The sequence below is a fragment of the Pantoea sp. At-9b genome (assembly GCF_000175935.2).
GTDB lineage: Bacteria > Pseudomonadota > Gammaproteobacteria > Enterobacterales > Enterobacteriaceae > Pantoea.
Genome location: NC_014837.1, coordinates 763,256 through 789,084, shown reverse-complemented (window position 1 = coordinate 789,084; position 25,829 = coordinate 763,256). Strand labels below are relative to the sequence as shown.

Genomic DNA, 25,829 nt, shown 5'->3' with positions numbered 1-25,829 from the left:
ATCGAACCGCAGTTCGGGTAGCGCTCACGGCTCCAGTGTCGTTATCATACGCGCCATTCGTTCCGCGACAAGACTGCGAATTTCACTTTATTTAAGCTACAATCCGTTAAATTTAGCTGAGAAAATCGATTGTGATCGTGCTCTCATCTTGCCTTAAGTTTTATGCAAGTTGTGGCAGTATGACGATGCAGACTTCAGGATAACGCTATGCCTTTTACCGTTGCGCTAACGGGTGGCATTGGCAGTGGTAAATCCACCATCGCCAATGCTTTCGCAGCGCTGGGTGTCGAGATCATCGACGCCGATGCCATTGCCAGAGAAGTGGTTGAACCGGGTACGCCTGCATTGCAGGCGATCGTAAAACGTCATGGCGAATCAATCCTGACGGCGGAAGGTACACTTTATCGCGCGCGGCTACGCGAAATTATTTTTCAGCAGCCGCAGGAAAAAAACTGGCTGAACCAATTGTTGCATCCGTTAATCAATGCGCGCACGCAGCAGTTAAAGATGCTCGCCACCTCACCTTATGTACTGTGGGTGGTGCCGTTGCTGGTGGAAAATGGCTTGCAGCATCAAGCCAATCGCATTCTGGTGGTGGATGTAGACGAGGCAACCCAATTGCAGCGCACGCAACAACGCGACGGTATATCCCTCGCGCAAGCCCAAAATATTCTCGCCGCGCAGGCCAGCCGACAACAGCGCCTGGCCTGTGCGGATGACGTCATCGATAATAGCGGCACGCCTGATGACGCGCTGCCGCGTGTTGCTGAACTCCACCAGCGCTACTTGCGTCTGGCCGCAGCAGGACAGGATTAACATCATGAGTACAGTCGTTCTATTTGAACATCCCCTGAATGAGAAAATGCGCACCTGGCTGCGTGTCGAATTTCTGCTCAATCAATTACACGACACCATACCCGTCACCCATTCCGTTTCCGCACTGGGTGTGTTCCGCATTATTGCGGATTTGCTGGATATCTTTGAACGTGGCGATATGCGTACCGAATTGCTGAAAGAGCAGGAACGCCAGCAGCAAAAGTTGCGCGCCTGGCTTGATGTTCCCGGCGTCGATCTGCAACGAGTGCAAACGCTCGGCAAGCAGCTTAAACAACAATCGAGTGAGCTGTTGCAGGCCCCACGTATGGGCCAGCAATTACGTGAGGATCGTTTGATTGGTCTGGTTCGCCAGCGCCTGAGCATTCCCGGTGGTTGTTGCAGTTTTGACTTACCCGGTCTGCATATCTGGTTGCATCTCGAACAATCCGTGCGCGATGCTCAAGTCAACAGTTGGCTGGAATCACTCAATCCGCTGCGTAACAGCCTCGCGATGGTTCTTGATTTAATTCGTCAGTCGGGCGTGTTCCGCAATCAAACCAGCCTGAATGGGTTTTATCAGGACAACGCCGAAGGTGCTGATTTGTTGCGACTGCAACTGACGCTGGAAGATGCGTTGTACCCGCAGGTCTCCGGCCATAAGAGCCGTTATGCCATTCGCTTCCTGCCGCTGGACAGTGAACGTGGCGAAGTACCCGAACGACTGAACTTTGAACTGGCCTGTTGTTAGAGGATGTTATGCAGGAAGAGATGATTGTTGTGCCTTGCCCCAATTGCGGTAAAGACGTGATGTGGGACGAACTTAGCCCGTGGCGACCCTTTTGCAGCAAACGCTGCCAGCTGATTGATTTAGGTGAATGGGCGGCAGAAGAAAAACGCATTCCCAGCAGCGGCGATATGACCGACAGCGATGACTGGAGCGAAGAGCAACCATAATTATCAGGGGCCAAGGCCCCTGATTTCAGATCTCGCCAGCGACCAGACGCGCAATCAGCGCATGGTTGGCTGGTGGAAACTCGTCGGCGACCAACGCACGCTGTTCGACCCAGCGTTGCGGCTGTCCTTCCTTGCCCCACGGCTCCCCATGCCAGCCTTCAACCAGAAAGAAATGTAGCGTCACACGCAAATCTTCATAACTATGATCAGCCTGACCAATCGGCTGAGCCATCGTTACGTCAATGCCTGTCTCTTCCATTAGCTCACGCTTCAGCGCCTGTTCAGCGGTTTCGTCCTGTTCGATTTTTCCGCCAGGAAATTCCCATTTGTTAGCCATGTGGGAGCTTGCTGCACGTTGAGCAAGGAAGATCTGGTGGCTGGCATTGCGAATGATGCCCACCGCGACCTGCAGGTGTTTCATAAGCTGAATTCCGCTAAAAGAATAAAATGAGTCGCTGATTCTAAAGCAGTCACCGAGAAAACGCATAAAAAAAGGAGCCTTTCGGCTCCTTCTTATCAGGCCAGACGGCCGTGGCACTGCTTATATTTTTTACCTGAACCGCATGGGCATGGATCGTTACGACCGACTTTGCGTTCACCGCTCTGCGCTGCCAACGCGGCTGCCGCGGCAGTTTCGTCGTCCACATGGCTCAGTTGCTGCTGCTGTGCCAGACGTTCCGCATCTTCACGACGCTGCTGTTCCATCGCTTCCACTTCTTCCGGCATACGCACCTGAACCTTGCTCAGGGTGCTGATCACTTCATATTTCAGCGATTCCAGCATGGCGGCAAACATGGAGAAAGATTCACGTTTGTATTCCTGCTTCGGATCTTTCTGCGCATAACCACGCAGGTGAATACCCTGGCGCAGATAATCCATCGCGGCCAGATGCTCTTTCCACAATGAGTCCAGCGTTTGCAACATCACGCCTTTTTCAAAGTTACGCATCATTTCCACGCCGACCACTTCTTCTTTGGCCGCGTAGCTTTCCGTCGCCTGTTTCATGATGCGCTCACGCAGCGTCTCTTCATGAAGTTCCGGCTCTTTATCCAGCCATTCCGCAATCGGCAGGTTCAGATCGAAATCGGTACGCAGGCGTTCTTCCAGACCAGGAACATCCCACATTTCTTCCAGCGACTGCGGCGGAATGTAGGTGTCAATGGTCGCTTTGAAGACATCTTCACGGATGCTGTTGATGGTTTCTGACACGTCAGACACATCCAGCAGCTCATTACGCTGGCTGTAGATGGCACGACGCTGATCGTTAGCCACATCATCGTACTCAAGCAACTGCTTACGAATGTCGAAGTTGCGGCTTTCTACTTTACGCTGCGCATTGGCAATCGCTTTAGTCACCCATGGGTGCTCAATCGCTTCACCCGGTTTCATCCCCAGCTTACGCATCATGTTAGAAACACGATCAGAGGCGAAAATACGCATCAGCGCATCTTCCATTGAGAGGTAGAAACGCGAAGAACCCGCATCACCCTGACGGCCCGCACGGCCACGCAGCTGGTTATCAATACGGCGCGATTCATGACGCTCAGTACCGATGATATGCAAACCACCGGCAGCCAGAACCGCTTCATGACGCAGCTGCCATGCTGCTTTGATGGCTTCAATCTGTTCGCTGGTCGGTGCTTCCAGTTCTTCGACTTCCGCGTGCCAGTTACCGCCCAACATAATGTCAGTACCACGACCCGCCATGTTAGTGGCGATGGTGACCGCACCCGGCTGGCCTGCCTGTGCCACGATATCCGCTTCACGGGCGTGGAATTTGGCGTTCAGTACGCTGTGTTTGATACCGGCACGCGTCAGTTCGTTGGACACCACTTCTGATTTTTCAATCGAAATCGTACCTACCAGCACCGGCTGCCCGTTAGCGGTACAGGCGCGAATATCTTCGATGATGGCATCAATCTTCTCTTTCTCGGTCATGTAGACCAGATCGGCCATGTCTTTACGTACCATCGGACGGTTGGTCGGCACCACGATAGTATCGAGTTTGTAGATAGAGCTAAATTCAAAGGCTTCGGTATCAGCCGTACCGGTCATACCGGCCAGTTTTTCATAGATACGGAAGTAGTTCTGGAACGTGATCGACGCCAGCGTCTGGTTTTCGTTCTGGATCTCTACGCCTTCTTTGGCTTCAACGGCCTGATGCAGGCCATCAGACCAGCGACGGCCTTGCATGGTACGGCCGGTGTGTTCATCGACGATGACCACTTCACCATCTTTAACGATGTAATCAACGTCACGGGTGAACAACGCATGTGCCCGCAGAGCCGCTGTGACGTGGTGCATCAGCATGATGTTGGTCGGCGAATACAGCGATTCACCTTCATCCATAATGCCCTGGCTGACCAGCAGCTCTTCGACTTTAACCAGACCGCGCTCAGTCATATGTGCCTGACGCGCTTTTTCATCCACCCAGAAGTCGCCTTCGCCCTGGAAGGTATCCGAGTCTTCTTTTTCCTGACGGTTCAGGTGCGGAATGATTTTGTTGACCTTGATATACAGGTCAGAACTATCTTCGGCCGGACCAGAGATGATCAGCGGGGTACGCGCTTCATCGATCAGAATTGAGTCGACCTCATCCACCAGCGCGTAGTGCAGTTTACGCTGTACGCGCTCTTCCGGGCTGAAAGCCATGTTGTCGCGCAGGTAGTCAAAACCGTATTCGTTGTTGGTACCGTAGGTGATATCGGCAGCATAAGCGGCACGTTTGGCCACTGACGGCATACCCGGCAGGTTGATACCCACGCTCAGGCCGAGGAATTCAAACAGCGGGCGGTTATTTTCGGCGTCACGTTGTGCCAGATAATCGTTCACGGTAACCACGTGGACGCCTTTGCCGCTCAGCGCATTCAGGTACGCTGGCAAGGTCGCCGTCAGGGTTTTACCTTCACCGGTACGCATCTCAGCGATGCAACGTTCGTTAAGTACCATGCCGCCAATCAACTGCACGTCGAAGTGACGCATGCCGAACACACGTTTACTCGCTTCACGCACGGTGGCAAAGGCTTCCGGGATCAGGCTTTCCAGGCTTTCGCCTTTTTCCAGACGCTCACGGAATAAACCGGTTTTCGCTTTCAGTTCGTCATCGGAGAGCTTTTCAAAATCCGGCTCCATTTTATTGATGACTTCCACGACTTTGCGCATACGGCGCAGAGTACGATCATTGCTACTACCAAAAACTTTAGTTAATAATTTGATTAACATGATAATTATTTTCTCAATTCAGTCGTGACACCACGAACTGCGCAATCTAAAAAAGTGAGTGAAATTGTTAGCAGTTGAGCAATGAAGGTCCGGCGCGAATGCCCTGAAGAGCAGATAACCAGAAAGCGGGGGTATTGATTTGGGGTTCTGAGACACGAACAGCGCGTTGCGGTTCGGCCAGCATCTGTGGCAGCGCCGGAGAAGTCAGCAGTGCCTGTAATGAATCAATCAACGCCAGCTTTTGTGCTGCCAGCGGAACGGCCTGATCGCTCTGCGCCTGCGCCGGTGGCGTCATGCTGAAAGAGAGATGGCGAATAACGGTACGAATGGCATGTTGATGCCAGTAATCGACATTGAAACTGGGCCGACGCGCCGTTTCCTGTAAACGAATCAGGTGGTCAAAACGGACAATATTGCCGACAAACAGGCTGCTGACAGGGGTGTCGGCGGAAGACGGTTCAGCGGTTTGCGCACACGCGGGCAAGCCGAAACTGGCTGCAACCATCCCCAACAGGAGATGTGGCCAGAAGTAGCGTCTGCCAAATTGTCGCCAGCGTGAAAAAATCCCGATCACAACCCGTCCACAATGCTTCAGTAAAGAGAAATCCACCGCGCCAAAAGACGGTGCCCTGCCAATTCAGGCGCCTGATAATAGCATTTATGTGTGGCTTCCACACCAGTGATTCAACGGTCGTCAGGTGAATTCACGCTTTTTCGTACAAGAACTAGCCCGTGTTGGCAGTGAAATGCGAGTCGTTACGCAGAAATAGCAGAGGATAAAAAAACGGCAGGCACCACTGACCGGAGAGAGTGTCAGGGAGACCCGCCGTTTTACGTCTGACTTATTACGCCAGAACCAGATTGGGTGCTTTGAATGCCAGCGGCAGTTCCGCTTCGTCTTCGAAGGTCGCCCATTCCCAGGCTTCCTGCTTCGCCAGTACCGCTTGCAGCAATTTGTTGTTCAGTGCATGGCCTGATTTAAAGGCAGAAAACGCGCCAATAACGTTGTGGCCGCACATAAACAGGTCGCCGATCGCGTCCAGCATTTTGTGACGAACGAATTCATCCTCAAAGCGCAGACCTTCTTCGTTCAGTACGCGGAAATCATCGAGGCCAATCGCACAATCTAAACTACCGCCCAGGCACAGGCCTTTAGACTGCAGATATTCGATTTCACGCATAAAGCCGAAAGTACGCGCACGACTGATCTGGCGCACAAACGCCTCGGCCGAGAAGTTGAGCTGATAGCGCTGTGAACTGGAATCAATTGCCGGATGTTTGAAATCGATCGTGAAGTCGAGCGAGAAACCATTGTAAGGTTTGATCTCTGCCCATTTGTCACCATCTTCAACGCGCACCGTCTGTTTAACACGCACAAATTTCTTCGCGCTGTTCAACTCTTCGATACCCGCATCCATCAGCAAATAGATAAAAGGTGCAGCACTGCCGTCCATGATCGGGATTTCCGGCGCATCGACTTCAACAATAATGTTGTCGATACCCAGACCCGCCAGAGCAGCGTTCAGGTGTTCTACGGTCGAAATACGCACGCCTTCATCATTCACCAGGCAGGTACTCAGCATGGTGTCGCGCACGTATTTTGCATCAGCCGGGAAATCAACCGGTGGATTCAAGTCTGTGCGACGATAGATGACCCCGGTATTAGCCGACGCAGGGCGTAAGGTCAGCGTGACTTTTTTGCCGGTATGCAAACCGACGCCAGTCGCCTGAACAATACGTTTTAATGTCCTTTGTTTGATCATCGCATTATCTCGCAATATTACCCATCCGACCGCCAGTATAAATTACCGGCGGGCGAATACTTTAGCACAAAGAGCGGAGAATCCCAATTCTCGGGATATTCTTAGTCGGCCTGCTTACGCAGGAACGCCGGAATATCCAGATAGTCAGGCTCTTTGCTTGACGATGCCGCTGGGTCATTCACAACCTTGGCAGCCGGTTTTTGTTCCTGCGGCAGCGGCGCCATGCCGTGCTGCTGGTAACGATGGTCCATCACTGGCTGGCTGGTCGGTTTGTTGGTCACCAGGGTGATTTCCGGACGCTTGTCCATACCGATACCGGTCGCGACCACGGTCACACGCAGTTCATCGTTCATCTCTGGATCCAGAGAAGTACCGATCACGACGGTGGCGTTGTCAGACGCGAAGGCACGGATGGTGTTACCCACGGTTTCGAACTCATCAAGACGCAGATCGAAACCTGCGGTGATGTTAACCAGCACACCACGCGCGCCAGACAGGTCGATATCTTCCAGCAGTGGGCTGGAGATCGCCATTTCGGCCGCTTCTTCCGCGCGGTCTTCACCACATGCCACGCCAGAACCCATCATGGCGTAACCCATCTCAGACATCACGGTACGGACGTCGGCGAAGTCAACGTTCATCAGACCCGGACGCGTAATCAGCTCAGCGATACCCTGTACCGCGCCCTTCAGCACGTCGTTAGCTGCACCGAACGCATCCAGCAGAGAGATGCCACGACCCAGCACTTTCAGCAGTTTGTCGTTCGGAATAGTGATCAGTGAATCGACATGCTTCGACAGCTCAGCGATACCCTGCTCGGCAAAAGCCATACGCTTTTTGCCTTCGAAGTTGAAGGGCTTAGTCACCACCGCAACGGTCAGGATACCCAAATCTTTCGCCACTTCTGCCACTACCGGTGCCGCACCTGTACCGGTGCCGCCACCCATACCGGCTGCGATAAACACCATGTCTGCCCCATCCAGCGCAGAACGCAGTGCTTCGCGATCTTCCTCCGCTGAGGTACGACCGACTTCCGGGTTTGCACCCGCACCCAGACCTTTGGTGATGTTGGTGCCGATCTGGATCGTCTGGCCGACCGCTGTTTTACGCAACGCCTGCGCGTCGGTGTTCACAGCGAAGAATTCCACACCTTCGATACGCTCGCGTACCATGTGTTCTACGGCGTTGCCACCGCCACCGCCGACGCCGATGACTTTAATCACCGCGTCATTGGTCAATTCCATAGGTTCAAACATGATTTCTCTCCGTTATGTGCCTGTCGCCTGGAGACCATAAAAACTGCCAGCATGATCCCCTTTTACAAAAATTAAAACTCTTTCTTCAGCCAGCTGTTGATTCGTTTGAACCAGTTACCCACTGAAGCACGTTTTTCCGTTTCCGCATCACCATTCATATGTGACTCTTTGCCGTAATGCAGCAGACCAACTGCGGTTGAATAGTACGGCTCCTGCGCATAATCCGTCAGGCCGGTGATGTTCAGTGGCTGACCAATACGCACCTGCGTGTGGAAAACACGCTGGGCGCAGGCCGCCAGGCCCTCAATCTGCGCCGCGCCACCGGTCAGCACAATACCGGCCGCCAGATGGTGCTTCACGCCCTGCTGGCGCAGCTGTTCCTGCAATTGCAGAATCTCGTCATTCACCAGATTCAGCAGTTCGGTGTAACGCGGCTCAATCACTTCTGCCAGCGTTTGACGTTGCAAACTACGCGGTGGGCGTCCACCCACACTCGGCACTTCCACGTTCTCGTCTTTTCCGACGATGGAACCCAGCGCGCAGCCATGACGAACTTTAATCGCTTCGGCATCGGTCGGCGGTGTACCAAAGGCGTAAGCGATATCGCTGGTCACCACGTTCCCGGCATAAGGGATCACTTTGGTGTGACGCAGCGCGCCGCCGGTATACACCGCGATATCCATGGTACCGCCACCGATGTCGACCACACAGACGCCCAACTCGCGCTCATCTTCCGTCAGCACTGAGAAGCTGGAGGCCAACCCGGCAAAAATCAGTTGGTCCACTTTCAGGCCGCATCGTTCCACCGCCTTCACGATATTTTTCGCCATATCGTTGTGGCAGGTAATCAGATGGACTTTCGCCTGCATGCGCACGCCTGACAGCCCCACCGGGTTCTTAATGCCTTCCTGGTAGTCGATGGCATATTCCTGTGGAATCACATGCAGGATACGGTGTTCATCACGAACGCGGACCGATTTAGCGGTGTGCACCACGTTCTCTACATCATCCTGAGTGACTTCCTCTTCGGAAATCGGAACCATCCCGATTTCGTTCTGACAACTGATATGTTTGCCCGATAAAGCAAGGTAGACGGATGAAATCTGGCAATCTGCCATCAATTCAGCCTGATCGATGGCGCGCTGTACGCATTTCACCACCGATTCAAGGTCATTCACGCCACCTTTATCCATACCACGGGACGGGCAGCTACCCACCCCAATAATGTTGACCATACCATCGGGCAGAATTTCCCCAACCAGGGCGGCAACCTTCGCGGTGCCGATTTCGAGTCCTACTACCAGTTTTCTGTCCGTTGCCTTGATCATTGTTGTTTAGCCTGTGCCTGGTTCTGTTGCTGATTGACTTCCTGTGGCTCTAACGGTGCCGGTGTCCATCCTACGGCTGCACCCGAGTCATAGCGCAAATCGACATAACTGATGCGCTTGTTGCCACTCTGGGCCTGCTGTTGCAGTTCCGGGTAGAGCTCAATAAAACGGTTCAGACGCTTCATGGTATCGCTGCGACCCAACTCGATGCGCACATCGTCACTGGTCACCAGTTGCCACGAGCGACGCGCCGTCATCGACGCGACCTTCAGGGTAAACTTGCTGGCCTTCAGTACATCACTCATGGTGTGGTACCCGGCCAACACTTCTTTTTCACTGCCTTCCGGCCCATACAGCATTGGCATCGTTTCTTTGCCAACGTGACTGGCCGGGATACTGAAGGAGACGCCATCGGCGTCGACCATGTGCAGGTCGTTCCAGCGTGCCACCGGAACAAACTCTACCAGGTTAATCTTCAGCTCGTCAGGCCACTGCTTACGCACGCTGACCTGTTTAATCCACGGCAAACGTTCAATTTGCTGCTGGATGATGTCGACATCCTGCGACATAAAGGTGCCCGGTGCGCCGAGTGACAAAATCGCCTGGCGAATGTCATCGTGCGTGGTGTAATGCGTTTCACCGGTCACCACCAGTTTCGATAACGGCAGACGGGATGCATCGTTCATCCACTTCAGCACCACCAGTCCGCCAGCCACCATAATGCCCAGCACAATCAGCAGGAACACGATGCCGAAAAGCCGGGCACCGTTGCTACGCCCGGAGCGGATGCGCTCCTGGGGTTCGCGGTTGCGTACGTTCAGCGCCGCCTGTGACATATCAGTCGGCCAGCTCCAGAATACGCGCAACCAGCTGCGGGAAACTCAGGCCCGCCTGCTTCGCTGCCATCGGCACCAGGCTGTGGCTGGTCATGCCGGGAGAGGTGTTCACTTCCAGCAATTGGAAATTATCCTCACCATCGACCATCACATCGACACGTCCCCAACCACTGCAACCTAACGCACGCCAGGCTGCCAGTACCAGGGCCTGCAATTCTGCTTCACGCTCTGCACTCAAGCCGCTCGGGCAGAAGTATTGAGTATCGTCAGAAATGTATTTTGCTTCATAGTCATAGAACTCGCTGGCGCTTTGAATTTTGATGGATGGCAGAATCTGGTCGCCTAAAATGCCGACGGTGTATTCCGCACCACTTAAAAACGCTTCAACCAGCACATCATCATCATGACGAAACGCTTCTGCCAACGCCGCCGGTAACGCATCGCGCGTGTTTACCCGGCTGATCCCTACGCTAGACCCTTCACAGCTTGGCTTGACGAACACCGGTAAGCCCAGTGCATCAATTTCTGCCAGCGTCTGCGCGTCCAGCCCGTTCTCCTGCTGCTGACGCGTCAGCCAGACGAATTTCCCGGCCGGTAATCCCCTGCCCTGCCACAGCAATTTGCTGCGCAGTTTATCCATGGTGATCGCCGACGCCATGACGCCGCTTCCGGTATAGGGGATCTGCTGGAATTCCAGCACCGCCTGCAAAGTACCGTCTTCACCGCCACGACCATGCAGGGCAATAAAAGCTTTATCAAACCCTTGTTGTTTCAGGTTCAGTACGGAAACATCACGCGTATCCACCGGATGCGCATCAATACCCATCTCACGCAACCCGGCCAGTACGGCGTTGCCGGACATCAGCGAAACGTCACGCTCCGCCGAGGTGCCGCCCAACAAAACTGCAACCTTGTCAGCCATTGCGCACCTCCGCCTTCAGTGCGGGCTGCAAACGGATTTCCGCCAGCTTGCGCGCAATTTTGCCAATGTTACCCGCTCCCTGCACAATCACCAGGTCATTACCACTCAGCAGAGGTGCCAACGCTTCGGGCAACGCATCGTGTTCAGACACCAGAATCGGATCAACTTTGCCGCGGCCGCGAATCGCACGGCACAGCGAGCGGCTATCCGCTCCCGGGATCGCGGTTTCACCCGCCGGATAAACATCCAGCATCAGCAGCACATCAACCTGCGAAAGCACGTTGGCAAAGTCGTCAAACAGATCGCGGGTGCGTGTATAACGGTGCGGCTGGAATACCATCACCAGTTTTTTCTCTGGCCAGCCTGCGCGCGCCGCTTTAATCGTCACGTCCACTTCAGTTGGGTGATGACCGTAATCGTCGACCAGCATCGCGCTACCCGGCGTGCCATTAACCGGCGCGGTATCAAACTCACCCAACAGATCGAAACGTCGTCCCGTGCCCTGGAAGCTCTCCAGCGCGGCGAGGATCGCGTTGTCGTCGATGCCTTCTTCCGTCGCCACCGCCACCGCCGCCGCCGCGTTAAGCGCGTTATGACGGCCCGGCGCATTCAGCGTCACATGCAGCACCGGCTTGTCGTGACGAATCAGGGTGAAGTGCCCCTGCGCGCCACGTTGCTCATAATTTTCGACGCGTACATCTGCATCTTCGCTAAAACCATAGGTGGTGAGTTGGCGGCCAACGCGCGGGATCAGGTCACGGATCACCACGTCATCGACACACATCACCGCACGGCCATAGAACGGCAGGTTATGCAGGAAGTTGATAAACGTCTGTTTCAGGTTCTCGAAATCGCCCTGATAAGTATCCATATGATCGGCTTCGATATTGGTGACAATCGCCACCATCGGTTGCAGATGCAGGAAAGACGCATCGCTTTCATCCGCTTCAGCAATCAGATAACGACTGCTGCCCAGACGTGCATGGGTGCCTGCGGCTTTCACCAAGCCACCGTTGACGAAGGTCGGGTCCAGCCCACCTTCGGCATAAATACTGGCCACCATCGCGGTGGTAGTGGTTTTGCCGTGCGTACCGGCAATCGCGATACCGTGGCGGAAGCGCATCAACTCCGCCAGCATCTCAGCGCGGCGAATCACCGGGATACGCTGCTCACGCGCTGCCACCAGTTCCGGGTTGTCCTGCGCCACTGCGGTGGAAACCACCACCACGCTCGCATCGGTCACGTTTTCCGGACGATGGTTGAAATAGATTGTTGCGCCCAGCGATGCCAGATGCTGCGTTACCGGGTTGGGTGCCAAATCGGAACCGCTAATATGATAACCTTCGTTCGCCAACACCTCGGCAATACCGCCCATGCCAGCACCGCCAATGCCGACAAAGTGGATGTGCCGGACGCGACGCATCTCGGGCACAATGGAACGCAGTTTTGCCAATTGTTGTGTATTCATCTGTCTCTGTTACCTGTGTTTTCCGTTTGTACCTGAACCAGGTACGGGTCAAGCTGACTGACCGATTAACTTACTTCGCGGCGCGCGCAACTTCCTGAGCAACCCGTTCGGTTGCATCGGGAATCGCCACCTGACGGGCTTTTTCTGCCATCGCCAACAAGGTGGCGCGATCCCAGTGGCGCAGCGTGTCCGCGACCACAGCCGCGGTGAATTGCGGCTGCTCAAAAATTTTGGCTGCGCCCGCCTGCTCCAGCGGCAACGCATTCCAGTACTGCTGACGATCTTTGTGCATAAAAGGCACGAAAATCGCCGGTAAACCTGCGGCAGCCACTTCGCTGACGGTCAGTGCACCGGAACGGCACACCACCACATCAGCCCAGGCATACGCGGCAGCCATGTCATCGATAAATTCGGTGACTTTATGCTGCGGCTGACCCGCATCGCGGTACGCCTGCTGCACCGTCTCCAGTGCACCTTTGCCGGTCTGATGCCATAAGGTGATGGCATCGCCCAACTCAGCGGCTACCTGTGGCAGCGTCTGGTTCAGGATGCGCGCCCCCTGGCTGCCCCCCACCACCAGCACACGTACCGGGCCGGTACGGCCAGCGAGACGTTCAGCCGGTAACGGCAGCGCCAGCACATCGGTGCGTACCGGGTTGCCGACCACATCCGCTTTGGGAAAGGCGCCGGGAAACGCCTGCATCACTTTGGTCGCAATCTTCGCCAGCCATTTGTTCGTCAGACCGGCGATACCATTCTGTTCATGCAGCACCACCGGGATGCCGCAGCTCCAGGCCGCAAGACCACCCGGACCGGAAACATAGCCGCCCATGCCCAACACCACATCGGGTTGCCAGTTCTGCATAATGCGGCGCGCCTGACGCCAGGCATTAAAGATGCGCAGCGGGGCCAGCAGTTGGGCTTTCGCCCCTTTGCCGCGTAATCCGCTGATGCGGATAAAATCAATCTCGATACCATGCTTTGGCACCAGATCGGCTTCCATACGATCGGCGGTCCCCAGCCAGCGTACCTGCCAGCCCTGTTCCATCAGATGATGGGCGACAGCCAGACCCGGGAACACATGTCCACCGGTACCCCCTGCCATCACCATCAGTCGCTTCCCACTCATCGACCACCTCGGGTAAACGCCTGAGCTTTCGCCAGACGCGTTTCATAATCTATGCGTAACAAAAACACGATGGCCGTCGACATAATGATCAAACTGGAACCACCGTAACTGATCAGCGGCAACGTCAGACCTTTGGTCGGCAGCATACCGGCGGCAGCACCGACGTTAACCAACGCCTGGAAGCTGAACCATACGCCGATGGAACACGCCAGGAAGCCGGAAAAACGCTGGTCAATCTCCAGCGCGCGGCGGCCAATCGACATCGCGCGAAAAGCGACGAAGAATACCATCAACAGCGCCAAAACCACACCGGCATACCCCAATTCTTCGCCGATGATGGAGAAGATGAAGTCGGTATGCGCTTCCGGCAGATACTCCAGCTTCTGCACCGAGTTGCCCAGACCCTGCCCCCAGAACTCACCACGGCCAAACGCCATCAACGACTGGGTTAACTGGTAGCCGCTACCGAACGGGTCTTCCCACGGGTTCCAGAACGATGTCACACGACGCATACGGTAGGGTTCTGCAATAATCAGCAGCACCACCGCGAAAATACCGGAACCGATGATCGCCAGGAACTGCCACAATTTGGCACCCGCAAGAAACAACATCGCCAGCGTGGTCACAAACAGCACCACCACCGTACCGAGGTCCGGCTGTGCCAGCAGTAACACCGCCAGCACCACCATCACGCCCATCGGCTTACAGAAGCCCCAGAAGTTGTTACGTACCTCTTCCACTTTGCGCACCAGGTAGCTGGCGAGATAGCAGAACAGCGACAACTTTGATAACTCCGCAGGCTGAATACGCAGCGGCCCCAGCGCAATCCAGCGCGATGCACCGTTAACCGAGCTGCCCACGACCAGCACGATCAGCAGCATCAGCACCGTCACCACCAGCATCACGTTGCTGTAGCGCTGCCAGAAATCCATCGGTACACGCAGCGTAACCAGCGCCATGCCGAGTGCCAGAATGATGTAAAACGCATCGCGCTTGGCAAAATAGAAGGGATCTTCGTTGAGGCGCTGTCCCACTGGCATTGAAGCCGAGGTCACCATCACGAAACCGACAATCGCCAGACCCAACGTCAGCCACAGCAGCGTGCGATCATAAAGCACGACCGGCGCATCTTCGTTCTCACGCGACCCCATCACCCAATCTTTCAGGCGAAGGGAGAGGAAACTGGCTACACCGGCACCGGGAATTCGCATCAACCTAACTCCTTCGCCAGTTGCGCGAACTGATCGCCGCGCTGTTCAAAATTACGGAACTGATCGAGGCTGGCGCAGGCAGGTGACAACAGTACCATGTCACCGGCTTGTGCCTGAGAGGCGATCTGCGCCATGGCCTGCTGCAGGGTTTCGGTACGGGTGGCGATTTCCGGGCGCAATGCTGCCAGCGCATCGCCATCACGACCAAAGCAGAACAGACGCACGTTGTCGCCTTGGACATAACGCGCCAGCGGGCTGAAATCCGCAGATTTGCCATCGCCACCCAGCAACAGCCACAGCGTGCCTTTCACCTGCAAGCCATTCAGTGCGGCCTCGGTGCTGCCGACGTTGGTGGCTTTAGAGTCATTAATCCAGCGAATACCGTGCGCTTCATGCACCAGCTGGAAACGGTGCGGTAAGCCGGTAAAGGTGGTCAGCGCTTTCAGGCTGGACGCACGTGGGATGTTCACGGCATCCGCCAGCGCCAGCGCCGCCAGCGCATTGGTGTAATTGTGTTGACCCACCAGCTTCATCTCGTCGGTGTTTAATACCTTCTCACCTTTGACACGCAGCCAGGTGCTACCCTGCTGACGGTTGAGGTGATAATCACCGATGTCGATACCAAAGCTGACACAGCGAGTATCCGCGCCGCGCACCGGCATGGTCATGCCATCGTCGGCGTTGACCACACACACCCGGGCGTTTTCGTAAATACGCAGTTTGGCGGCACGATACTGCTGCATGCCCAACGGATAGCGATCCATATGATCTTCCGTCACGTTGAGGATGGTGGCCGCCGCCGCTTTCAGGCTGTAAGTGGTTTCCAGCTGGAAGCTGGAAAGTTCCAGCACGTACAGTTGGGCCGGGGATTTCAGCAGCGACAACGCCGGTAAACCGATATTGCCCCCCACGCCCACCTGCCAACCTGCGGCACGCGCCATTTCGCCCACCAGCGTGGTCACGGTACTTTTGCCGTTGGAACCGGTAATCGCCACAATCGGTGCCTGCGCTTCACGACAGAACAGCTCGATATCACCCACGATCTCGATACCGGCATCAGCCGCTTCGCTCAACGCCGGATGCGCCAGGGCAATTCCCGGACTGGCGATGATCAAATCAGCCGCCAGCAGCCAGTCGTTGTTCAGTCCACCGACATAGCGTTCCACCTGCTCTGGCAGCTTATCCAGACCCGGCGGTGACACACGGGTGTCCATCACGCGGGGCGTTACGCCCTGCGCTAAAAAGAAATCAACACAGGAGAGGCCGGTCAGGCCCAACCCGATGATGACGACTTTTCTGCCCCGATAGTCAGCCATGATTAACGTACCTTCAGCGTTGCCAGGCCAATCAGCACCAGCATCAGCGAAATAATCCAGAAGCGCACAATCACGCGCGGCTCCGGCCAGCCTTTCAATTCATAGTGATGGTGAATCGGTGCCATGCGGAAAATACGTTGTCCGCGCAGCTTGAACGACCCCACCTGCAAGATCACCGACAGCGTCTCAACCACGAACACGCCACCCATAATCACCAGCAAAAACTCCTGACGCAGCAGCACTGCAATAGTACCCAGCGCGCCACCCAGCGCCAGTGAGCCGACATCACCCATAAACACTTGCGCCGGATAGGTGTTGAACCACAGGAAGCCGAGACCAGCACCGACAATCGCGGTACAGACAATCACCAGCTCACCCGCATGGCGCAGATAAGGGATATGCAGATATTCAGCAAACTTCACGTTACCGGTCGCCCAGGCCACCAGCGCAAAGCCAGCCGCGACAAACACGGTAGGCATAATCGCCAGGCCATCCAGACCGTCGGTCAGGTTGACGGCATTACCCGTCCCCACAATCACAAAGTAAGCCAGCAGGATGTAGAACAGCCCCAACTGCGGCATGATGTCTTTAAAGAACGGGACGACCAGCTCCGTCGCCGGGGTGTCTTTACCCGCCAGGTAGAGCGCGAACGCCACACCCAACGAAATCACCGACATCCAGAAGTATTTCCAGCGTGCGATCAGCCCTTTCGTGTCTTTGCGCACCACTTTGCGGTAATCATCGACAAAGCCAATCACGCCGAAGCCAACCAGGACCACCAGCACGCACCAGACATACGGGTTAGACGGATACGCCCACATCAACACCGAAACGGTGATGGAGGTGAGAATCATCAAACCGCCCATGGTCGGGGTGCCGCGCTTACTGAAATGCGACTCCGGACCATCATTACGTACCACCTGACCAATTTGCAGCTTTTGCAGCCAGGCAATTAAACGGGGCCCCATCCACAGGGAGAGGAACAGAGCGGTCAGCAGGCTGACGATGGCGCGAAACGTCAAATAAGAAAAGACGTTAAAGCCGGAATAAAGTGCGACCAAATGCTCGGCCAGCCAGACTAACATGTTCCTTTCTCCTGTAAGCTCTGTACTACCTGCTCCATGGCGGCACTACGCGAACCTTTAATCAAAATCGTTATTTCCTGATGTTCGGACAATAGCGTCCGTAAACGTTCAATCAGCGCGGCTTTGTTGGCGAAATGTTCGCCGTTACCACTGTTGTCACTGATCAACTGACTAAGCGATCCCGTGCTCAGCACACAATCAATTCCAGCGGCTTTCGCCGCCTCGCCGACCTGGCGGTGACAGGCTTCCGCCTCATCACCGAGTTCCGCCATATCGCCCACCACCATCACGCGATAGCCAGGCATATCGCCCAGCACCTGCGCGGCAGCAGTCATCGAGCCCACATTGGCGTTATAGCTATCATCAATCAGCAGTTGATGCTCAGCCAGACGAACCGGGAAGAGACGACCGGGAACCGGCTGTAATTTCGTCAGACCCGCCTGAATGGCGCTGAGTGGCGCATCGACTGACAGCGCTAACGCGGCGGCGGCCAGGGCGTTGGCAATATTATGTCGTCCCGGCAGCGGCAAAGTGATAGCGATGTCGCCACGCGGGGTATGTAAGGTGAAGGAAGTGGCATCGGCGCGCAGTTGGATATCACTGGCACCAAACTCTACCTCCGCCTGCGGCTGGGGTGAAAAACGCCACAGGGTTTTGCCCACCAGCTGCGGTTGCCAGTTCGCCAGATCATTGCTGTCGGCGTTGATGATGGCGGTGCCGTGCGCGGGCAGACCGGCAAAAATCTCGCCTTTCGCTTTGGCGACACCGGCCAGCGAACCGAAGCCTTCCAGATGCGCGGCAGCCAGGTTATTCACCAGCGCCGTCTCCGGACGGGTCAAATCGGTGGTATACGCAATCTCGCCCTGGTGGTTAGCCCCCAGTTCAATCACTGCGTAATCATGGTCTTTGGTCAGACGGAGCAGCGTCATGGGGACGCCGAAGTCATTGTTCAGATTGCCTGCGGTATACAGGGTTTCACCGCACTCGCGCAGAATCGCCGCCGTCATCTCTTTGACTGAGGTTTTGCCGGAGGAACCGGTCAGTGCCACCACGCGTGCTTTCGCCTGCTGGCGCACCCAGGCACCCAGTTGTCCAAAAGCGATGCGGGTATCAGCCACCACCACCTGTGGCACTGCCACTGGCAGGTGTTTACTCACCAACAGCGCCTGAGCACCACTGGCAATCGCATCACCGACAAAGTCATGCGCATCAAAACGCTCACCCACCAGCGCCACAAACAGGCAACCTGCCGTCACTTTCCGGGTGTCGGTAACCACATCGCCGACCGTAATATCGCTGCCGTACAGCTTACCGCCGCTGACCGTCGCCAGGGTATTGAGAGAAATTGGGATCATGCCATCACCCCCAGCAAACGCGCGACCGTGTCGCGGTCTGAGTAATCCAGACGGCGATTGCCAACGATTTGATAATCTTCGTGCCCTTTGCCTGCCACCAGCACGATATCCTCGGCTTTGGCCTGCATAATCGCGTTGGTGACCGCCTGCGCACGCCCCGCTACCACACGAGCACGACCAGGATCGAGCAGCCCGGTTAAAATATCGTTTACGATCGCCTGCGGATCTTCGCTGCGCGGATTGTCATCGGTGATCACCACCACATCAGCGAACTGCTCCGCAATGGCACCCATCAGCGGGCGTTTGCCTTTATCGCGATCGCCGCCGCAACCAAACAAGCACCACAGTTGACCTTTACAGTGCAGCCGCGCCGCTTCCAGCGCTTTCTCCAGCGCATCCGGCGTATGGGCATAATCAACCACCACCGTGGGTTTGTCTGGCGCGCTGAACACTTCCATACGTCCCGTGACGGGCAGCAACTGCGTTGCGCTACTGACCAGAGCATCCAGCGGATAATCCAGCGACAACAGCGTTGCCAGCGCCAGCAGCAGATTGCTGACGTTAAAAGCGCCCATCAAGCGGCTGTCGAACTCGCCATCACCCCAACTGGAGCTGAAGCAGATATGCGCACCACCATCGTGATAATTCACGGCGGTGGCTTTCAACCAGCGGCCATGGCAGCCGGGTTGCAGGTTATCTGCCATCGTCACGGCGACGGCATCAGGCAATTTTGCCAGCCAGCGGCGTCCGACTTCGTCATCCGCATTGATAATCGCCGCCCCCACCTGATGTTCGGAGAACAACAGCCATTTGGCAGCTTCGTAGCTTTGCATATCACCGTGATAATCGAGGTGATCGCGGCTCAGATTGGTGAACACCGCAGCGGCAAACGGCAGCGCGGCAACGCGATGCTGTACCAGACCATGCGACGACACTTCCATCGCTGCCAGCGTTGCGCCCTGACCCACCAGGTCGTGCAGAACATGCTGAACGTCAACCGCCGAACCGGTGGTGTTCTCTGTCGCCACCAGCTGGCCGTACAGACCGTTGCCCACCGTCCCCATCACCGCACCGGTCTCACCCAGCAAATTGGCCCATTGCGCAATTAACTGCGTGGTGGTGGTTTTGCCGTTGGTGCCAGTGACACCAATTAATTTCAGTTTTTCAGCAGGTTGCTGATAAAAGCGTCCGGCCAGTGCCGAGAGACGCTGCGGCAACTGCGCCAGATAGATAACCGGGACACCATGTATCTCGCGGATATCGCCATCAATGGCCTCACCTTCGGCTTCAGCAATCACGGCCGCCACGCCCTGAGCAATAGCCTGTGGAATAAATCGACGTCCATCAGCATGATGGCCCGCCACGGCGATAAACAGATCGCCAGCAGCCGCAGAGCGGCTGTCCAGTGTCATGTCACGGAGTGGACGCGCCGGCGCGCCCGGCACCCACGGGGCCAGTAAGTCGCGCAGGTTACGATCTGTCACTTGATTCCTCACTCTGGTTCTTCACCAACTCGTTCTTATCATTTACCGGTAGCGCATCGGGTTCGATGTTCATGGTACGCAGTACGCCGCCCATGATGGCACCAAACACCGGCGCGGAGACCGCACCACCATAATATTTACCGGCTTGGGGATCGTTGATCACCACCACCAAAGCAAAACGAGGATGACTGGCAGGCGCGACGCCTGCGGTGTAAGCAATGTATTTATTGACGTAGCGACCATCGGGACCGACTTTCTTCGCCGTACCGGTTTTGATCGCAATGCGATACCCCTTGATGGCCGCTTTCACGCCACCGCCACCCGGCAGGGCAACGCTTTCCATCATATGCACCACGGTTTTAACCAATTCTTCCGGGAAAACCCGCTCACCGGCAACCGGTGGATCAACCTTGGTAATCGACAGCGGACGATAGACGCCATAGCTACCAATGGTTGCGTAGACTCGCGCTAACTGTAACGGCGTTACCATTAGCCCGTAGCCGAAAGAGAAGGTGGCCCTCTCTATGTCAGACCACCGTTGTTTTTGAGGATATAAGCCACTGCTTTCTCCGACCAACCCCAAATTGGTCGCCTTACCCAGCCCAAAGCGCGCGTAAGTGTCTACGAGTGCTGAGGACGGCATCGCTAACGCCAGACGGGAAACCCCGACGTTACTCGACTTCTGCAGGACCCCGGTCAGGGTCAATTCGTTGTAACGCGCCACATCTTTGATCTCATGACCATTGATACGATAAGGCACGGTATTCAGTACGCTGTTTTCTTTCACCACACCGCGTTGCAGGGCGGTCATCACCACCATCGGCTTCACGGTTGAACCTGGTTCGAAAATGTCGGTAATGGCGCGGTTACGCATCACATCTTTTGGCGTGTTAGCCAGATTGTTCGGGTTATAGGCGGGACTGTTCGCCATCGCCAGGACTTCACCGGTGCTAACGTCCACCAGCACGGCAGAACCCGATTCGGCTTTGTTGAAGGCCACAGCGTTATTTAGCTCGCGATACACCAGCGCCTGCAAACGTTCATCGATGCTCAGCGTCAGGTTATGAGCGGCGCGGCTATCCACCGAGGAGATATCTTCAATCACGCGACCGTAGCGATCTTTACGCACGGTACGTTCGCCGGGTTCGCCGGTCAGCCATTTGTCGAAGCTTTTTTCCGTACCTTCAATGCCCTGGCCGTCGATATTGGTGAAGCCAATCAGGTGTGCCGTGACCTGGCCGGCCGGATAATAACGGCGCGATTCTTCACGCAAGTAGATACCGGGCAGCTTGAGCTTCTTAACGTATTCACCAATGGCCGGGTTCACCTGGCGAGCCAGATACACAAAACGCCCTTTCGGGTTGGCATTGATGCGTGTGGCGAGTTGATCGAGCGGGATCGACAGGGCATCCGACAGCGCTTTCCAGCGGCTATCAACCGAGATGCCGCCGTGTTCATTCAATTCTTTCGGATCGGCCCAGATGGCGTTCACCGGTACGCTGACCGCCAACGGACGACCGGCACGATCGCTGATCATGCCGCGTGCGGTAGGCACGGCTTGCACACGCAGCGAGCGTAGATCCCCTTCTTTCACCAACTTGTCAGGGTTGATCACCTGCAACCAGGCCACACGCGATAACAGGCCACCCAGCGCCAGTAAAATACAGCCGCACAGCAACGCAAAACGCCAGCTTACAAAGCTGGCCTTATCTTCTGGTTTTTTTAACTTCAGCGTTTTGCTTGCGCCGCTCATCAGGTTCTGAGATTCCTTATTGCTGCACCACAATGTTTTCCTGCGAAGGATCGACATGCTGCATTTGCAATTTCTCGGTTGCGATTCGTTCTACCCGGCTGTGATCGCCGAGCGCGTTCTCTTCCAGAATCAGGTTGCGCCATTCGATATCTAAGGCGTCACGTTCCAGCACCAGCTGTTCACGTTCTGCCGTCAGACGGCGTGTTTTGTGCGTGGTAGTTACCACCAGCATCGCGGAAACCAGCACCGCCACCAGCAACAGCACCGGGATCTTGCCAAAACGCAGCAGATCGCCACCTATGACCCCGGGCAGACTGTGACGCTCGTTTCCGATCATGACGCCGTCCTTTCAGCAATACGCAGCACCGAACTGCGTGCGCGTGGGTTATCAGCGACTTCGGCATCACCCGGCACCATTTTGCCCAGCGTTTTCAGCTCCCGACCGCCCAACGCTTTCAACTGCGTTTCGGTCATCGGGATACCCGCCGGAACTTGCGGACCACGACTCTGATCGCGCATAAAGCGTTTCACCAGGCGATCTTCCAGCGAGTGGAAGCTGATCACCGACAATCTGCCGCCCGGTGCCAGCACCGACAAAGCCCCTTTCAGCGCAATGTCGATCTCTTCCAGTTCACTGTTGATCCAGATACGAATCGCCTGAAAACTGCGGGTCGCCGGATGCTTGAACTTATCTTTCACCGGTGTCGCCGCTGCGATCACCTCAGCCAGTTCTTTGGTACGCGTCATCGGCTGTTCGCGATTGCGCTCAACAATCGCGCGGGCAATACGTTTGGCAAACCGTTCTTCCCCGTAGGTCTTCAGCACGAAGGCGATATCGGCTTCTTCTGCACTGAGTAACCATTCCGCCGCCGACTGTCCGCGCGTCGGGTCCATGCGCATGTCCAACGGCCCATCACGCATGAAAGAGAAACCCCGTTCTGCGTCATCCAACTGCGGCGATGACACGCCCAGGTCGAGTAAAACGCCGTCGATCTTGCCGTTCAGCCCGCGCTCGCTAACGTATTCTGCCAAGGCCGAAAACGGTCCATGCACGATCGAGAAGCGCGAATCTTTTATCTCAGCGGCTGCGGCTATGGCTTGCGGATCGCGATCAATCGCCAGTAGCTGACCGTTAGCGCCAAGTTGCGCAAGGATCAATCTGGAGTGACCACCGCGACCAAAAGTGCCGTCAATGTATATGCCGTCTTCCCTGATATTGAGTGCGTTGACCGCCTCATCCAGCAGCACTGTGGTGTGTTTGAAATTTTCCTGCATAGCTATAGCGACAAGTCCTGCAACCGCTCAGATAAAGGTTCCTGAGCTGACTGTTCTGCGTCAATATCGTCCTTAACTTGTTGATACCAGGTCTGTTCATCCCACAGTTCAAACTTGTTGAACTGGCCGACCAGCATCACTTCTTTTGCCAGGTTCGCATGTTGACGAAGGGTATTCGCCAGCAATAAACGACCTGCATTATCCATCTGACACTCACTGGCATGCCCCAACAGCAGACGCTGCACGCGACGCTCGGCGGGGTTCATGCTGGATAAGCGAGACAGCTTTTTCTCAATGATTTCCCATTCGGGCAGGGTATAAAGCAGCAGGCAGGGCTGATGGAGGTCGATGGTACAAACCATTTGACCCTGAGACTCTCCGATCAGCAATTCACGATAGCGTGTTGGTACGGCCAGTCGCCCTTTGCTGTCGAGATTGACTAACGTTGCCCCACGGAACATGCCAGCCTCACCCCTCAGATACCCTTTTTCACCACTTTATCCCACATTTTACCACGAAAAGAGTTTACGGAGCCGATGAAATCCTTGTCAAGCCGCAACGGCGAGTGAATATCACTCTTTACAGCGGGTGAAATTATTCAAAGAAGGAAGGAAGTAGACGATGAATGGCAAAATAAAAATTAACCTGATGAATAATGGAATAAAAATTTTCGCGTCATGAAAAACGGCGAAAAATAAAGCGCGTTGCCTCGTGAAGATAAATATCCCGCGTTATGCGACAGCGGCTGCATTTTAGGGGATTTCCGAAAAGAAGCCCAGCACCATCGCGACAGCTCTGCTACCCGCTGTTGCCGAAGTTGTAAACAAATAAGAAAAGCCAGGCAGCTTAATTTGTTAGCAAATCAGGTGAAAATTTACGCTTTTTTACCTGAATGATTGCGGGGGAAATTAACGGGTTGATTAATAAATGGGGCAACACGCTGCCCCACAGATTCATTTTGTCCGACGGCTTAATTGACCGCGGCGAAATAAATTACGCCGAATACGGGTTAAACCCGGCTTCGGTTTTCGTGGTTCATCCAGCGAGGCTAAAACGAGTTCGAGGACGCGTTCGGCAACATCGCGATGACGCTGCCCCACCGCCAGTACCGGGCACTCAAGAAAATCGAGCAATTCGTGGTCGCCAAAAGTGGCAATCGCCAGATCGGTTGGCAGACGCCCGTCACGTTTCAGCGTCACATCCATTACGCCCTGCAACAGGCCAAATGAGGTGGTGAACAACGCTTCCGGCATCGGGTGATCTTCCAGATACTTCTCGAACAGCGCCGCTGCCGCCGTGCGTTCAAAGCTGTTGCAGTAGATGTAATCAATGGGCCGCTCGTCGCCTTTCCACGCGTCACGGAACCCCATTTCACGCAGGAAACTGACCGACAGCTCCGGCAACGCGCCGAGGAACAGGACGTTTTTCACCGGCAGCTGACGCAATTCAGCAGCGAGCTGCTGAGCATCATCCTGATCCGCGCCCACCACACTGGTGAAATGTTCACGATCCAATGCGCGATCCAGGGCAATGATCGGCAGCGGATCGTTGATCCAGCGCTGATAGAAGGGATGCTCCGGTGGCAACGAGGTGGAAACAATGATCGCATCCACCTGACGCTGCAAAAGATGTTCAATGCAGCGCATCTCGTTATCAGGCTGATCTTCAGAACAGGCGATCAACAGCTGATAACCACGTTGTCGCGCCTGGCGCTCAAGGTAATTGGCAATGCGCGTGTAGCTGGTGTTTTCCAGATCGGGGATCACCAACCCAATGGAACGGGTACGCCCGGCGCGCAGACCCGCCGCCACGGCATTCGGGTGATAATTATGTTCACGCACCACCGCCATCACTTTCTCGACGGTTTTGTCGCTGACACGATATTGCCGCGCTTTGCCATTGATCACATAGCTGGCCGTAGTGCGCGACACGCCAGCCAGGCGCGCGATTTCATCCAGTTTCACGATGACACCTTAATTCCTGATAAGCCCTGCGGGTGAAAATGCCCGCAGAGTAGCTAAGGGTAAAACATTTGTAACATCTAACCGCAGAAAACTACGCTGAGCAACCGCTTTTATCCGTCAGGGTGTGCAAGCGCATAAAATAAAAAAAACCCGGCATTACGCCGGGTTAGCATCGTGACTGTCTGTTACTGACCGTGATTAACGCATGATGCGATCGCCGCGCGAAACGCCAACGATACCAGAACGCGCCACTTCAACAATTTCCGCGACATCACGGACGGTGTTCAGGAACGCGTCCAGCTTGTCGCTGGTGCCCGCCAGCTGAACCGTGTACAGCGTTGGCGTCACATCGATGATCTGCCCACGGAAAATCTCCGCGCTACGCTTCACTTCTTCGCGGCCATAACCGGTTGCCTGGATTTTGACCAGCATGATTTCGCGCTCAACATAAGCGCCCTGCCCCAGTTCGCTGACACGTAACACGTCAACCAGCTTGTGGAGCTGCTTCTCAATCTGCTCCAGTACCTTTTCATCACCGACGGTTTGAATCGTCATGCGCGACAGGGTGGGATCGTCTGTCGGGGCTACCGTCAGGCTTTCAATGTTGTAACCGCGCTGCGAAAACAGGCCAACCACGCGGGACAATGCGCCGGATTCGTTCTCCAGCAGTACCGATAAAACACGACGCATAA

Annotated in this window: 24 protein-coding genes; 3 read left to right on the top strand and 21 right to left on the bottom strand. The window is 55.4% G+C overall.

The features are described from left to right. The first annotated feature begins 207 nt into the window (after positions 1–207). The 3 genes from coaE to yacG are packed head-to-tail and all read left to right on the top strand — an operon-like array spanning position 208 to position 1,770. Positions 208–816, top strand: coding sequence for a dephospho-CoA kinase (gene coaE / locus PAT9B_RS03460; protein ID WP_013507869.1), 609 nt, complete (start codon positions 208–210; stop codon positions 814–816). 4 nt (positions 817–820) lie between these two features. Then, positions 821–1,564 (top strand): cell division protein ZapD, encoded by a 744-nt coding sequence (gene zapD, locus PAT9B_RS03455; RefSeq protein ID WP_013507868.1) that lies wholly within the window; start codon positions 821–823, stop codon positions 1,562–1,564. A gap of 8 nt (positions 1,565–1,572) precedes the next feature. Then, the gene (gene yacG / locus PAT9B_RS03450) at positions 1,573–1,770 is read left to right on the top strand and encodes a DNA gyrase inhibitor YacG (protein ID WP_013507867.1); all 198 of its coding nucleotides are present in this window, start codon (positions 1,573–1,575) and stop codon (positions 1,768–1,770) included. A gap of 25 nt (positions 1,771–1,795) precedes the next feature. Here the strand turns inward: yacG and mutT are convergent, their stop codons facing one another. From mutT to ilvN, 21 genes are all read right to left on the bottom strand, one after another. Beyond that, on the bottom strand, positions 1,796–2,191 hold the full coding sequence (gene mutT, locus PAT9B_RS03445) for an 8-oxo-dGTP diphosphatase MutT (RefSeq protein ID WP_013507866.1): 396 nt from the start codon (positions 2,189–2,191) through the stop codon (positions 1,796–1,798). Between the two features lie 95 nt (positions 2,192–2,286). Further along, complete coding sequence (gene secA, locus PAT9B_RS03440; RefSeq protein ID WP_013507865.1) at positions 2,287–4,992, bottom strand: preprotein translocase subunit SecA; 2,706 nt, start codon at positions 4,990–4,992, stop codon at positions 2,287–2,289. 67 nt (positions 4,993–5,059) lie between these two features. Further along, a complete protein-coding gene (gene secM, locus PAT9B_RS03435) occupies positions 5,060–5,566 on the bottom strand; it encodes a secA translation cis-regulator SecM (RefSeq protein ID WP_013507864.1) in 507 nt (168 codons plus the stop codon). Between the two features lie 271 nt (positions 5,567–5,837). Beyond that, positions 5,838–6,755: a UDP-3-O-acyl-N-acetylglucosamine deacetylase gene (gene lpxC / locus PAT9B_RS03430; RefSeq protein ID WP_013507863.1), complete on the bottom strand. Its 918-nt coding sequence runs from the start codon at positions 6,753–6,755 to the stop codon at positions 5,838–5,840. A gap of 101 nt (positions 6,756–6,856) precedes the next feature. Next, complete coding sequence (gene ftsZ, locus PAT9B_RS03425) at positions 6,857–8,011, bottom strand: cell division protein FtsZ (RefSeq protein WP_013507862.1); 1,155 nt, start codon at positions 8,009–8,011, stop codon at positions 6,857–6,859. Between the two features lie 71 nt (positions 8,012–8,082). After that, positions 8,083–9,339 carry a cell division protein FtsA gene (gene ftsA / locus PAT9B_RS03420; protein ID WP_013507861.1) on the bottom strand — a complete coding sequence of 419 codons (1,257 nt, stop codon included), beginning with the start codon at positions 9,337–9,339 and terminating at the stop codon, positions 8,083–8,085. Next, positions 9,336–10,175 (bottom strand): cell division protein FtsQ, encoded by an 840-nt coding sequence (ftsQ, locus tag PAT9B_RS03415; RefSeq protein ID WP_013507860.1) that lies wholly within the window; start codon positions 10,173–10,175, stop codon positions 9,336–9,338. The genes ftsA and ftsQ overlap by 4 nt, the downstream gene beginning before the upstream one ends. Before the next feature lies 1 nt (position 10,176). Beyond that, a complete protein-coding gene (locus tag PAT9B_RS03410; protein WP_013507859.1) occupies positions 10,177–11,097 on the bottom strand; it encodes a D-alanine--D-alanine ligase in 921 nt (306 codons plus the stop codon). Continuing rightward, positions 11,090–12,565 carry a UDP-N-acetylmuramate--L-alanine ligase gene (gene murC, locus PAT9B_RS03405; RefSeq protein ID WP_013507858.1) on the bottom strand — a complete coding sequence of 492 codons (1,476 nt, stop codon included), beginning with the start codon at positions 12,563–12,565 and terminating at the stop codon, positions 11,090–11,092. The genes PAT9B_RS03410 and murC overlap by 8 nt, the downstream gene beginning before the upstream one ends. A 70-nt stretch (positions 12,566–12,635) precedes the next feature. Further along, positions 12,636–13,694, bottom strand: a complete 1,059-nt coding sequence (gene murG / locus PAT9B_RS03400) for an undecaprenyldiphospho-muramoylpentapeptide beta-N-acetylglucosaminyltransferase (protein ID WP_013507857.1) — start codon at positions 13,692–13,694, stop codon at positions 12,636–12,638. After that, positions 13,691–14,905 carry a cell division protein FtsW gene (gene ftsW / locus PAT9B_RS03395; protein WP_013507856.1) on the bottom strand — a complete coding sequence of 405 codons (1,215 nt, stop codon included), beginning with the start codon at positions 14,903–14,905 and terminating at the stop codon, positions 13,691–13,693. Before ftsW ends, murG begins: the two co-directional genes overlap by 4 nt. Continuing rightward, on the bottom strand, positions 14,905–16,221 hold the full coding sequence (gene murD, locus PAT9B_RS03390) for a UDP-N-acetylmuramoyl-L-alanine--D-glutamate ligase (RefSeq protein WP_013507855.1): 1,317 nt from the start codon (positions 16,219–16,221) through the stop codon (positions 14,905–14,907). The genes ftsW and murD overlap by 1 nt, the downstream gene beginning before the upstream one ends. A gap of 2 nt (positions 16,222–16,223) precedes the next feature. Further along, entirely contained in the window at positions 16,224–17,306 is a 1,083-nt protein-coding gene (mraY, locus tag PAT9B_RS03385) for a phospho-N-acetylmuramoyl-pentapeptide-transferase (protein WP_013507854.1), read from the bottom strand. Next, positions 17,300–18,661, bottom strand: a complete 1,362-nt coding sequence (murF, locus tag PAT9B_RS03380) for a UDP-N-acetylmuramoyl-tripeptide--D-alanyl-D-alanine ligase (protein ID WP_013507853.1) — start codon at positions 18,659–18,661, stop codon at positions 17,300–17,302. Before murF ends, mraY begins: the two co-directional genes overlap by 7 nt. Beyond that, positions 18,658–20,145, bottom strand: coding sequence for a UDP-N-acetylmuramoyl-L-alanyl-D-glutamate--2,6-diaminopimelate ligase (murE, locus tag PAT9B_RS03375; protein ID WP_013507852.1), 1,488 nt, complete (start codon positions 20,143–20,145; stop codon positions 18,658–18,660). Before murE ends, murF begins: the two co-directional genes overlap by 4 nt. After that, positions 20,132–21,898 (bottom strand): peptidoglycan glycosyltransferase FtsI, encoded by a 1,767-nt coding sequence (locus PAT9B_RS03370; RefSeq protein ID WP_041525730.1) that lies wholly within the window; start codon positions 21,896–21,898, stop codon positions 20,132–20,134. The genes murE and PAT9B_RS03370 overlap by 14 nt, the downstream gene beginning before the upstream one ends. A 16-nt stretch (positions 21,899–21,914) precedes the next feature. Beyond that, complete coding sequence (gene ftsL, locus PAT9B_RS03365; protein WP_013507850.1) at positions 21,915–22,235, bottom strand: cell division protein FtsL; 321 nt, start codon at positions 22,233–22,235, stop codon at positions 21,915–21,917. Beyond that, positions 22,232–23,173 carry a 16S rRNA (cytosine(1402)-N(4))-methyltransferase RsmH gene (gene rsmH, locus PAT9B_RS03360; RefSeq protein WP_013507849.1) on the bottom strand — a complete coding sequence of 314 codons (942 nt, stop codon included), beginning with the start codon at positions 23,171–23,173 and terminating at the stop codon, positions 22,232–22,234. Before rsmH ends, ftsL begins: the two co-directional genes overlap by 4 nt. A 2-nt stretch (positions 23,174–23,175) precedes the next feature. Then, positions 23,176–23,634, bottom strand: coding sequence for a division/cell wall cluster transcriptional repressor MraZ (mraZ, locus tag PAT9B_RS03355; protein ID WP_013507848.1), 459 nt, complete (start codon positions 23,632–23,634; stop codon positions 23,176–23,178). A gap of 492 nt (positions 23,635–24,126) precedes the next feature. After that, positions 24,127–25,137, bottom strand: a complete 1,011-nt coding sequence (gene cra, locus PAT9B_RS03350; RefSeq protein WP_013507846.1) for a catabolite repressor/activator — start codon at positions 25,135–25,137, stop codon at positions 24,127–24,129. 198 nt (positions 25,138–25,335) lie between these two features. Further along, positions 25,336–25,827 (bottom strand): acetolactate synthase small subunit, encoded by a 492-nt coding sequence (gene ilvN, locus PAT9B_RS03345; protein ID WP_013507845.1) that lies wholly within the window; start codon positions 25,825–25,827, stop codon positions 25,336–25,338. Positions 25,828–25,829: the final 2 nt, after the last annotated feature.

Bases quoted from the DNA above. Each gene is read 5' to 3' on its own strand.
- murF (WP_013507853.1), bottom strand. From the start codon at position 18,661: ATGATCCCAATTTCTCTCAATACCCTGGCGACGGTCAGCGGCGGTAAG.
- murG (WP_013507857.1), bottom strand. From the start codon at position 13,694: ATGAGTGGGAAGCGACTGATGGTGATGGCAGGGGGTACCGGTGGACAT.
- murD (WP_013507855.1), bottom strand. From the start codon at position 16,221: ATGGCTGACTATCGGGGCAGAAAAGTCGTCATCATCGGGTTGGGCCTG.
- zapD (WP_013507868.1), top strand. From the start codon at position 821: ATGAGTACAGTCGTTCTATTTGAACATCCCCTGAATGAGAAAATGCGC.
- ftsL (WP_013507850.1), bottom strand. From the start codon at position 22,235: ATGATCGGAAACGAGCGTCACAGTCTGCCCGGGGTCATAGGTGGCGAT.
- mraY (WP_013507854.1), bottom strand. From the start codon at position 17,306: ATGTTAGTCTGGCTGGCCGAGCATTTGGTCGCACTTTATTCCGGCTTT.
- rsmH (WP_013507849.1), bottom strand. From the start codon at position 23,173: ATGCAGGAAAATTTCAAACACACCACAGTGCTGCTGGATGAGGCGGTC.
- yacG (WP_013507867.1), top strand. From the start codon at position 1,573: ATGCAGGAAGAGATGATTGTTGTGCCTTGCCCCAATTGCGGTAAAGAC.
- coaE (WP_013507869.1), top strand. From the start codon at position 208: ATGCCTTTTACCGTTGCGCTAACGGGTGGCATTGGCAGTGGTAAATCC.
- mutT (WP_013507866.1), bottom strand. From the start codon at position 2,191: ATGAAACACCTGCAGGTCGCGGTGGGCATCATTCGCAATGCCAGCCAC.
- ftsQ (WP_013507860.1), bottom strand. From the start codon at position 10,175: ATGTCACAGGCGGCGCTGAACGTACGCAACCGCGAACCCCAGGAGCGC.
- ftsW (WP_013507856.1), bottom strand. From the start codon at position 14,905: ATGCGAATTCCCGGTGCCGGTGTAGCCAGTTTCCTCTCCCTTCGCCTG.
- PAT9B_RS03370 (WP_041525730.1), bottom strand. From the start codon at position 21,898: ATGAGCGGCGCAAGCAAAACGCTGAAGTTAAAAAAACCAGAAGATAAG.
- mraZ (WP_013507848.1), bottom strand. From the start codon at position 23,634: ATGTTCCGTGGGGCAACGTTAGTCAATCTCGACAGCAAAGGGCGACTG.
- PAT9B_RS03410 (WP_013507859.1), bottom strand. From the start codon at position 11,097: ATGGCTGACAAGGTTGCAGTTTTGTTGGGCGGCACCTCGGCGGAGCGT.
- secA (WP_013507865.1), bottom strand. From the start codon at position 4,992: ATGTTAATCAAATTATTAACTAAAGTTTTTGGTAGTAGCAATGATCGT.
- murC (WP_013507858.1), bottom strand. From the start codon at position 12,565: ATGAATACACAACAATTGGCAAAACTGCGTTCCATTGTGCCCGAGATG.
- ftsZ (WP_013507862.1), bottom strand. From the start codon at position 8,011: ATGTTTGAACCTATGGAATTGACCAATGACGCGGTGATTAAAGTCATC.
- lpxC (WP_013507863.1), bottom strand. From the start codon at position 6,755: ATGATCAAACAAAGGACATTAAAACGTATTGTTCAGGCGACTGGCGTC.
- ilvN (WP_013507845.1), bottom strand. From the start codon at position 25,827: ATGCGTCGTGTTTTATCGGTACTGCTGGAGAACGAATCCGGCGCATTG.
- ftsA (WP_013507861.1), bottom strand. From the start codon at position 9,339: ATGATCAAGGCAACGGACAGAAAACTGGTAGTAGGACTCGAAATCGGC.